Below are 8,484 nucleotides of genomic sequence, written 5' to 3'. Positions count from 1 at the left end.
CATTAGGTTATCTTGTTTTGTTTATGGTGACTACGGGTAATCAGCCAACAATCTGTACCATGATTGCGGTACTCTTAATTCTGCTTTATAATGGAAAACGAGGAAAGCTAAAGTTGAAATACTCTTTCTATTGGTTCTATCCATCCCATATACTTTTCCTGTATGGTATGACCTTACTATTACCATGAAACGTCGAGAAGGAGACAGGATGTGGTTGCATTTCCCCGCCTGTTGTGATACTATTTTGATACTAAGAAAATTAGCGGCCAAAAATAGCAGGTGAAATATTAACAAATTTGCGAAAGTTTCACCTGTGAAAGCACAGAAAATACAGCCCCCTATAATAGGATTTGTCGAGTGGGAATAGTATTTTCAGAAACTAGAAAAAATCAAGACCCGCAAACCCTTGATTTTCAACGGTTTGCGGGTTTGCCATTTTCAGAATGAGCATTGACTTTGCGGAACATATGCGGTACAATCAGGGCATGAAATGCGGAACAATTCAAGCCTAGTCTGAATCCTGAAAAGCGTTGGTAATACAGCGTTTTTCAGGATTTTTCTTTTTTAGTGGCTACAAATTGGCTACATTTGCAGCGATTTTTGTAGCCAGAGGCTCACGGCATAATGCCGTCAAGCTGTCTGGCTACCTCCACCTGCTTGTTGGGGTACAGGTGGCTGTACGTGTCCATCGTTGTCTGCACCTTTTCATGTCCGAGCCGCTCCGCGATCAGCAGCGGAGAGAAGCCCATCTCCACCAGCAGGTTGGCGTGGCTGTGGCGAATGTCATGCACCCGGATGCGCTTTACCCCCGATGCCTTGCAGCCATACTCCATTTCGTGATACAGAAAGCTCTTAGTGTAGGGAAAGAGCCGGTCGTCCTTTTGCAGCCCGTAGCAATGGGACATATACTCCTGTAAACAGGTGCAGAGTCCATCAGGGATAGGGATGGTGCGGTTGCTCTTAGGCGTTTTCGGCGTGGTGACGATGTCCTCTCTGCCGAGACGCTGATAGCTCTTGTTTACCGTCAGGGTTTTCTTTTCAAAGTCGATGTCCGACGGCGTAAGCGCCAATAGCTCTCCTTCACGGATTCCGGTGAAGTACAAGGTCATAAATACCGCGTAGCTGGCAGGCCGGTCTTTCATGACCTCAATGAATGTCTGAAACTCCTGCCTTGTCCAGAACAGCATCTCATCGGCGTGTTTCTTACCCATGCTCCCTGCCTTGTGGCATGGATTCTCTTTCAGTCCATAGTACTTGACTGCGTAGTTGAAAATTGCTGTGAGCTGGTTGTTGATGCACTTGAGATAGGTTTGGGAGTAGGGCTTGCCGCTTTCATCGCGGTAGCTGGTCAGAGAGTTCTGCCACTGGCGCACATGAGTGGGCTTGATCTCGTTCAGCGGGATTTTCTTGAAGAAGGGCGTTACCTTCAGGTCGATCAGCCATTTCTTGCTGGCAACGGTGGAGGGCTTGAGGCGGTGCTCCATATCCTTGACATACAAAGCGATGAAGTCGCCGAAGGTCATACCGAGGCTGCCTGTGGATTGGCTGATGAAGTCACGTTCCCATTGAAGGGCTTCCTTTTTGGTGGCGAAGCCGCGCTTCTTTTTGTGGATGGTCTTGCCTGTCCAATCCGTTACCCGGATCTGCGACATCCAGCGACCGGTGTCGCCGTCTTTTGTTACTGACATTTTTACCTCCTTCCCTCAAGAATCAGGCTTTGATAGGGTTATTTACTCATTACTCTCGTTTTTACCATATTCCTTTTCCAAAAGCTCCGTCCGTCTTGCAATCAGTTCGTCACGGTCAAGTTCTTCTGGTTCTGTGCATTTGACTGCGTTCGCGGCATAGTATGCAAGCGTCTGCTCCTTCCAGCGCTTATATGCTGCCTGCGTGGAGTTATGGGCGCGAAGCTCGCTGCGCTCATCCTCCCATTGTTCAAGGAACAGGCACATATCTGCGTTGAACTCTGCCGTGCTCTTTCCATCAAAGGAAACCGAGCACTCCCATTGTTTGCTGCGGGGCGGCTTCTGCACATTGATCTTGAAGTCGATGCCCTCTACCGTTTCCAGCTTAAAGAGGAAGTCCATTACGTCGGCAAGCGTCCTGATCTGTGTCGTGCTGGATTCATACCCAAGAATATAGGTTGAGGTCGTGTCCAGCAGGTCTGCGATCTGATTGACAACGGCAATCGACACTTCAATCTCTCCGGTTTCGTACTTCTGTACGGTGCGGAGGGATTTTTTAAGCATTTGTGCCAGCTCGGTCTGGTTCAGCCCCTTCCGTTTTCGGAGTTGCTTAATTCTCTGCCCGATGGCGGGATAATCGAAATTGTCCATATCTGATTCACCTCGTCCATATCATACCACAGAATAAAGCGAATTGCAAGTACATATTTTTATTTCGTAAAGGCTTGACAGATGCACCTTGTATGCGTATAATGAATGTGTACTTAGGATACGCTTTTCAACAGAACTGGCAGAGCGAGAATGAATGGAAGATGCGTAATCCGAGAAAAATACTTTGAAACAGGAGGTACTATGAGAGCACAGTTTATCACAGCGTCAGAGGTGGCGGAGATCATGGGCATCAGCCGCAGCAAGGCGTATCAGATCGTCCGGGAAATGAACAGGGAGCTGAAAGCCCAAGGCTATCTGACCGTTGCCGGAAAATGCCCTGCCCAGTATTTCAAGCAGAAGTTCTACGGCTTCCAGATTCCCGGAGGTGAGCGAAATGACGGGAAATGAGAAAACGACCGCCCTCATCCCATCTGTTGGCGCAGATGGAGGGCAGCCGCCTCACGATTCAACTAACCAGAGCATACCACATGAAACCTGCGAAAGCAATCCCCCGGAGGAAAATATTGAGGAAATGCGTGAGAAAATCCGGCGCATGAACGATCCGCGTTATCTTCATACGGTTTCCATGACAGAGCTGTATCAGACCGCCTACAAGAGCAGGCCGCCCATCATCGACGGCTTGCTCTACGCGGGAGCGTATATCCTCGCAGGAGCGCCCAAAATCGGAAAATCATTTCTGGTAGCGCAGCTTGCCTACCATGTCAGCACAGGGCAAAGGCTGTGGGGCTATGAAGTCCATCAGGGTACGGTTCTGTACCTTGCACTGGAGGATGATTTCCAGAGAATCCAGAGTCGAATGTTTATGATGTACGGCGTGGCGGATACCGCCAGCCTGCATTTTGCAACGGCAGCAAACAAAATCGGAAACGGTCTTGACGAGCAGCTTGAGAATTTCATAAAGGAACACCCCGACACGAAGCTGGTTATCATTGACACCATGCAGAAGATCAGAGAAGCTGGCGGCGAGGCTTACAGCTACGCCAGCGACTATGAGATCATCGGCAAGCTCAAGCGTTTTGCGGACAGACACAGCATTTGCATCGTTACCGTCCATCACACAAGAAAGCAGCCAGCCGGGGACAGCTTTGAAACGATCTCCGGCACAACAGGACTTCTCGGTTGTGCAGACGGAGCACTCCTGATGCAGAAGAAGAAACGGACTGCATTGGAGGCCACGGTCGATGCGGTGGGGCGAGATCAACAGGATCAGATTCTATATCTGAAAAAAGATGCCGACACGCAGATATGGAGCCTTGAACGGACAGAGAACGAGCTGTATCAGGAGCCGCCCGACCCGGTATTGGATACGGTTTCCCAGCTTGTTTCCTACGAAAGCAGAGAATGGACAGGCAGCCCGACTGAGCTTGCGGAGACGGTCAACACAGGCATGGCGGCAAACGCTCTCACCAAATACCTGAACGTTAAATCCGGCAGGCTACTGGACGAGTACCATGTGAAGTACGAGAACAGAGCAAAACACTCCGGGCGGCAGGTGAAACTCACCTATATGGTCATCGACAATGTAGAGTACGAAGTAATCGAATGAGGACGGCGCGACGGCTGCGACGGTTGCAACGGTTGCAACGGTGAAAATGATACTGTCAGAGCAACCGTCGCTATCGTTGCGACCGTCGCGGAAAGGAAAGGATAGGAAAATGAAAAGCGTACAAATTCCCTATGATCTCTTCATCGACCTCACCATGTACCATCTGCGGGGCGAGGATGATTACGAAGAGGAAATCCGTCAGGGCTTAGAGCAGAAGCTCGACGCCATGCTGAACCGGCAGCTCTATTCCAGCTATAAGACTGCCCCTACCGAGGAAGAACGCGAACAGGCGCGGCAGGAATATCTTGACCGGCGCGGCGTTCCGCAAAGCTATCGCTGGACTACTCCTCCTTGGGAGCTGTGACAGGAGCGTGCCACGCTCCTGTTGCTGGAGGACAAGGCAAAGCATTCACTGACACAGCCCCTCACATCCCCGTCCCCATCGAAAAACCCGCAGATTTTGAGATGGATGGCAGAGAGGATTTTCAAAATTCTCTCTGCCTGTGGGCGGCAGCGTTGAAGCAAATTCGATTGCTGAAAGGCTGGCGGTCACGCCGTGGATTTTGCAAAGTGGGTACTACTTGCAAGCCACGGCAGAGGCTTCCGCAGAAGCCGCATTCCCCGTTCCCCCTCGGAGAGCCCACGATACTTTGCAGCCGCAGGATGAAAGTATCATAGTGGGTTATTACACTTCCGCAGAAGTGCCTCCCCGAAAGCTGCCCCGTCCTGCACAATCTGAAATCAGGAGGTAAACTGCCTATGGCAAGAGGCGACGGTATCCATCGTACCAACGCAAGAAATATGAGGCTGACCGCTGCCAGAATCGGCAACGCGCAGCAGCACAACGAACGGGAAAAGGAATCCTATGTCAATCAGGATATTGTCCCGGAGAGAACGCACCTCAATGTCCATTTCAAGAAACCGACCGCCGGATATGCGGAGATGTTTGAGCAGTTGAAAAAGGACGGGATCATCTCCACCCGTGGATTGAAAGAGGATGCCTTTCTCTACGGCGAGCTGGTCTTTGACGTAAACACCGCCTATTTTCATAATCACGGCGGCTATGACTTCGCAAAACAATTTTACACCGACGCATACAAATCCGCAATAGAAATCGTCGGCGGCGAGCAGTATATCCTTTCGGCGGTCATGCACGCCGACGAGCGCAACCGCGCCATGTCCGACGCGCTGGAGCAGGACGTGTACCACTATCACCTTCATGTGGTCTACATTCCCGTCGTGGAAAAGCAAATCCTGTGGTCGAAACGCTGCAAGGATAAATCGCTGGTGGGTACGGTCAAGGAAACGATACAGCAGGTCAGCATGAGCAAAAAGTGGGATTCCAAGCCCGCGCTGGACGAGCATGGGAAACCGCTGCTGAACGCAAACGGGAAAACTGTGCTCCAAAAATCCTATTCCGTTCTGCAAGATGATTTCTTCGCTGCCATGCGAAAGGCAGGGTATGACGATGTGGAGCGAGGCGAACGCGGCAGCTCCGAGGAACATCTGACGGTGACGCAGTTCAAGGTGCAGCAGGAACAGGCGCGGCTGGCAGAATTCACAGAGCAGAACCGTCAGCAGGAAAAACAGGCAGCAACGCTTGGGAGCAAAATTGAAAAAATCCAGAATCAGCGGGTCGATGTGCGGTCTATCGAAAAAATCGTGGCAACGTCCATTCCCTTCTCATCCAAAGTTGCCGTGGAGCGTGAGGACTTTGACCGACTTTCCACTCTGGCAAAGAAGTACGTTACAGCAGAGAAAAAGGAATCCAAACTGCAAAAGGCGGTGGATGCGGCAAACAAACTGATTGCAAAGCTCAAGGCTGAGATTGACAGTTTGAAACAGGAAATTTCTGATTATAAGTCTGTCCACAGCAAGCTCCGTGCGGCAGAATTGGAGCGTGAAAATACGGAGCTACGCGGGAAAGTCCGCAGCTATGAGGATGTAATTCAGCGTAATAATCTGTGGCGATTCTTCCATCCGCTCAGAGAAAAAGCGGTCACGAGGGACGAAGCTCGCTGATTCCTGTGTAGAGCCGGAAAAAACGCATTTTATCGAATGGGAGCGCGTCGGACAGGGCAGACATCGTCCGGCGCGCTCCTGTTTGAAAATCGCCATTTTTCCCAAGTCAAGAGCCGAAGAAAATCCCCAAAAAACACCCCTATTGCGTGACAGAGCCGCAGAAAGGATAAGCCTATGAGAACAGGACCTACCAAGCAGGAAAAGACCACCGAAATCTATTTTGACGAGAAAGACCCCACCATCTTCATCCGCACCCACAACACCGACCTCAAAAACAGGCTGACCGCATACAGCCGCAAACACCCTGCCGTCTGCAAGCTGACGGACGTAGACCCGGACACGGGCTGCAAGGAATTTGAGATTGAAAAGGGACGCTTCTCTTTCCGGCTGACCGCCCCATACAGAGAGGAACGCCGCAGGGCGGCAAGCGAAGCGGCGAAAAACGAATAAAAGGGTTTTAGGGCTTCGTTGATTGTTGCGTTGGCAACCCCACCGCAATGGTAGTGCCCTTCTCCGAACTTTTCTCTACCCAAACGGAGCCGCCGTGGAGGTCGGCGATCTCCCATACCAGTGAGAGCCCCAGTCCTGCGCCACCGTATTCCCGGCTGCGAGACTTGTCCACCCGGAAGAAGGGCTGGAAGATACTGCGCTGATACACCTCCGGGATGCCGCAGCCGGTGTCGGAGACGCGGAGCAGGAGCTTTTCCAACTCCTGAGTGACAGAAACCCGTACCGAGCCGCCCGGCCGGTTGTACTTGACAGCATTCTCCGTCAGGTTGAAGATCAGCCGGTAGATCAGTGCATCGCTGCCGGTCATAATGCCGTCGCCCTCCGCCGTCAGCGTGACGCCGAGCTTATCTGAGAGCGGCGCAAGATCTGTGAAGATCTCCTCAATCATGGGAGCGAGCTGGATCCGCTCGTTCCGCGCCACCTGCCGCAGATTGCTCATCTCCAGCAGTGTCCTGGTCATCTGTATCAGCCGTTCCGTCTGCTCACGCAAAAGCGTGAGGAACTCCGCCGTCTCCGGTCGCACATCAGGATGCTCCGCGGAAAACAGCTCCAACTGCGCCTGCATTAGTGCCAGTGGCGTGCGCAGCTCGTGGGCGGCGTTGCCGGTGAACTGCCGCTGGGCGGAAAAGGCGTTGTTCAGCCGCTCCAGCATCTGGTTGAACGAGCGGCTCAGCTGCCGGAACTCCGAAATAGCATCTTCATCGATCCTCATATCGGCAAGATTGTTCAGCTGCACCTGCTCCACCTGCGAGGTAAAGCTGCGCAGGGGCTTGAGAGCGCGTCCGCTGACGAAATAGGCGAGGATGCCGCTGAGCAGCGTTACCGCCGCCGTGATGTACCAGTTGGTGGTGCGGAAGCGCCCCTGCACCCCATCGACGACGATGGTCAACTCCTCGTTGGGCGCTATGAGCTGCGGGTCAAAGCTCGCCGCTCCGCCATCATTCAGGATCACCGTGCCGCCGCCTTGTAAACTGTCCGCAATGGTGTCCATATAGTACACACCGGAGGAGCACAGCAGCAAATTCATGGCCACGCAGGTGATGCCGATGAGCAGGACGGACATCAGCGTGATGCGCCACTGCAGGGAAAGCCGCTTCATTCCTCCTCGCCTCCCATCAGATAGCCCTCGCCGATGCGGTTGCGGATGGGGTCATAGCCCAGCACGGCGCGGAGCTTTTTGCGCAGGGCGGAGATGTGGACGCGAACGGAATTGCTGAAGCTGTCCACGCTATTGTCCCAAACGTGATCCATCAGCTCCTCCTGACTTACTGGCCTTCCTTGATGCACCATCAGGTATTCCAGGATTCCCGTTTCCTTCCGGGTGAGCGTCAGCGTCTGCCCGTTGACGGTGGCGGTACGGGAGCGGGTGTCAAAGGTCAGGCCTCCGCAGCTTAGCAGCACATCCTGCTGGGTGAACTGCCGCAATGTCAGGCTGCGGATGCGGGCCTCCAGCTCCGCCAAGTGGAAGGGCTTCGCCAGATAGTCGTTCGCCCCGGCATCCAGCCCCTGCACCTTGTCCTCCACTTCGCTGCGGGCGGAGAGGATCAGAACCCGCGTCTCCCGGTCGGTCTGCCGCAGGGTGCGCAGCACCGTCATGCCGTCCTTTTTCGGCAGATTCAGATCAAGAAGCACCAGATCGTATCGTTCCACGCCCAGAAACGCCAGCGCCTTTTCGCCGTCATAGCAGTAGTCCACGCTGTAGGCCAGCCGCCGCAGGCTGCGAACGATGGTCTCGCACAGGGCGCGTTCATCTTCAATTACTAAAAGGTGCATGAGAGCCCTCCTTTTTATTTCTTCGTTTTTGTGTTGCTTTCATTATAGCAAAAACAGATAAGGTTTGCGTTAAGTTTTCGTTCTTAGCAGAGACTTTAACTCTCCCGCGCTATGATGGGGGCAGAAAATCGGAAAGGGTGATGAAAAATGAGCTGCGGGAAAAAGGCCGCGGCGCAGATCGTGCTGCTGATGGCCGGAGCCGCCATGCTGTGCTTTGGTGTCTGGCGGGGCGAGGCGGCGACAGTGCTGAGCAAAGCAATCAAATTATGTCTGGAG

Annotated in this window: 11 protein-coding genes; 7 read left to right on the top strand and 4 right to left on the bottom strand. The window is 52.9% G+C overall.

What is annotated here, in order from left to right; translation table 11 throughout:
- Nucleotides 1–23 precede the first annotated feature (23 nt).
- On the top strand, nucleotides 24–188 hold the full coding sequence (locus JX325_RS09710; protein WP_279380527.1) for a TraX family protein: 165 nt from the start codon (nucleotides 24–26) through the stop codon (nucleotides 186–188).
- 426 nt (nucleotides 189–614) lie between these two features.
- On the opposite strand, the gene JX325_RS09705 is transcribed toward JX325_RS09710, so the two are convergent.
- Together JX325_RS09705 and JX325_RS09700 are read right to left on the bottom strand one after the other, a co-directional pair.
- Nucleotides 615–1,688 carry a site-specific integrase gene (locus JX325_RS09705; RefSeq protein ID WP_204790948.1) on the bottom strand — a complete coding sequence of 358 codons (1,074 nt, stop codon included), beginning with the start codon at nucleotides 1,686–1,688 and terminating at the stop codon, nucleotides 615–617.
- A gap of 42 nt (nucleotides 1,689–1,730) precedes the next feature.
- Nucleotides 1,731–2,336 carry a helix-turn-helix domain-containing protein gene (locus JX325_RS09700; RefSeq protein ID WP_160641955.1) on the bottom strand — a complete coding sequence of 202 codons (606 nt, stop codon included), beginning with the start codon at nucleotides 2,334–2,336 and terminating at the stop codon, nucleotides 1,731–1,733.
- 201 nt (nucleotides 2,337–2,537) lie between these two features.
- Between JX325_RS09700 and JX325_RS09695 the strand changes: the two genes are divergently transcribed.
- From JX325_RS09695 to JX325_RS09675, 5 genes are all read left to right on the top strand, one after another.
- The gene (locus tag JX325_RS09695) at nucleotides 2,538–2,744 is read left to right on the top strand and encodes a hypothetical protein (protein WP_021632637.1); all 207 of its coding nucleotides are present in this window, start codon (nucleotides 2,538–2,540) and stop codon (nucleotides 2,742–2,744) included.
- Nucleotides 2,731–3,903, top strand: coding sequence for an AAA family ATPase (locus tag JX325_RS09690; protein ID WP_204790947.1), 1,173 nt, complete (start codon nucleotides 2,731–2,733; stop codon nucleotides 3,901–3,903). Before JX325_RS09695 ends, JX325_RS09690 begins: the two co-directional genes overlap by 14 nt.
- A 109-nt stretch (nucleotides 3,904–4,012) precedes the next feature.
- Nucleotides 4,013–4,267, top strand: a complete 255-nt coding sequence (locus tag JX325_RS09685; RefSeq protein WP_204790946.1) for a complexin-2 — start codon at nucleotides 4,013–4,015, stop codon at nucleotides 4,265–4,267.
- Between the two features lie 395 nt (nucleotides 4,268–4,662).
- Nucleotides 4,663–5,925: a plasmid recombination protein gene (locus JX325_RS09680; protein ID WP_204790945.1), complete on the top strand. Its 1,263-nt coding sequence runs from the start codon at nucleotides 4,663–4,665 to the stop codon at nucleotides 5,923–5,925.
- Nucleotides 5,926–6,099: 174 nt separating this feature from the next.
- A complete protein-coding gene (locus tag JX325_RS09675) occupies nucleotides 6,100–6,375 on the top strand; it encodes a hypothetical protein (RefSeq protein WP_148336512.1) in 276 nt (91 codons plus the stop codon).
- Nucleotides 6,376–6,382: 7 nt separating this feature from the next.
- Here JX325_RS09675 and JX325_RS09670 read toward each other — a convergent pair whose 3' ends face one another.
- Both JX325_RS09670 and JX325_RS09665 read right to left on the bottom strand, forming a co-directional pair.
- Nucleotides 6,383–7,534, bottom strand: coding sequence for a cell wall metabolism sensor histidine kinase WalK (locus tag JX325_RS09670; protein WP_074925770.1), 1,152 nt, complete (start codon nucleotides 7,532–7,534; stop codon nucleotides 6,383–6,385).
- The gene (locus JX325_RS09665; protein ID WP_204790944.1) at nucleotides 7,531–8,208 is read right to left on the bottom strand and encodes a response regulator transcription factor; all 678 of its coding nucleotides are present in this window, start codon (nucleotides 8,206–8,208) and stop codon (nucleotides 7,531–7,533) included. The genes JX325_RS09670 and JX325_RS09665 overlap by 4 nt, the downstream gene beginning before the upstream one ends.
- A 147-nt stretch (nucleotides 8,209–8,355) precedes the next feature.
- Here JX325_RS09665 and JX325_RS18460 point away from each other — a divergent pair.
- Nucleotides 8,356–8,484, top strand: a 129-nt coding sequence (locus tag JX325_RS18460; RefSeq protein ID WP_279380526.1) for a CD1871A family CXXC motif-containing protein, incomplete at its 3' end; no start/stop codon positions are given.

This window comes from Oscillibacter sp. CU971, assembly GCF_905219725.1.
In the GTDB taxonomy this organism is placed as follows: Bacteria; Bacillota; Clostridia; order Oscillospirales; family Oscillospiraceae; genus Oscillibacter.
This window is presented reverse-complemented; position numbering and strand designations above follow the sequence as displayed.

What these genes read in the sequence shown, in the direction of transcription:
- JX325_RS09670 (WP_074925770.1), bottom strand. Translation starts at nt 7,534, where the DNA reads ATGAAGCGGCTTTCCCTGCAGTGGCGCATCACGCTGATGTCCGTCCTG.
- JX325_RS09710 (WP_279380527.1), top strand. Translation starts at nt 24, where the DNA reads ATGGTGACTACGGGTAATCAGCCAACAATCTGTACCATGATTGCGGTA.
- JX325_RS09675 (WP_148336512.1), top strand. Translation starts at nt 6,100, where the DNA reads ATGAGAACAGGACCTACCAAGCAGGAAAAGACCACCGAAATCTATTTT.
- JX325_RS09700 (WP_160641955.1), bottom strand. Translation starts at nt 2,336, where the DNA reads ATGGACAATTTCGATTATCCCGCCATCGGGCAGAGAATTAAGCAACTC.
- JX325_RS09680 (WP_204790945.1), top strand. Translation starts at nt 4,663, where the DNA reads ATGGCAAGAGGCGACGGTATCCATCGTACCAACGCAAGAAATATGAGG.
- JX325_RS09695 (WP_021632637.1), top strand. Translation starts at nt 2,538, where the DNA reads ATGAGAGCACAGTTTATCACAGCGTCAGAGGTGGCGGAGATCATGGGC.
- JX325_RS09685 (WP_204790946.1), top strand. Translation starts at nt 4,013, where the DNA reads ATGAAAAGCGTACAAATTCCCTATGATCTCTTCATCGACCTCACCATG.
- JX325_RS09690 (WP_204790947.1), top strand. Translation starts at nt 2,731, where the DNA reads ATGACGGGAAATGAGAAAACGACCGCCCTCATCCCATCTGTTGGCGCA.
- JX325_RS09665 (WP_204790944.1), bottom strand. Translation starts at nt 8,208, where the DNA reads ATGCACCTTTTAGTAATTGAAGATGAACGCGCCCTGTGCGAGACCATC.
- JX325_RS09705 (WP_204790948.1), bottom strand. Translation starts at nt 1,688, where the DNA reads ATGTCAGTAACAAAAGACGGCGACACCGGTCGCTGGATGTCGCAGATC.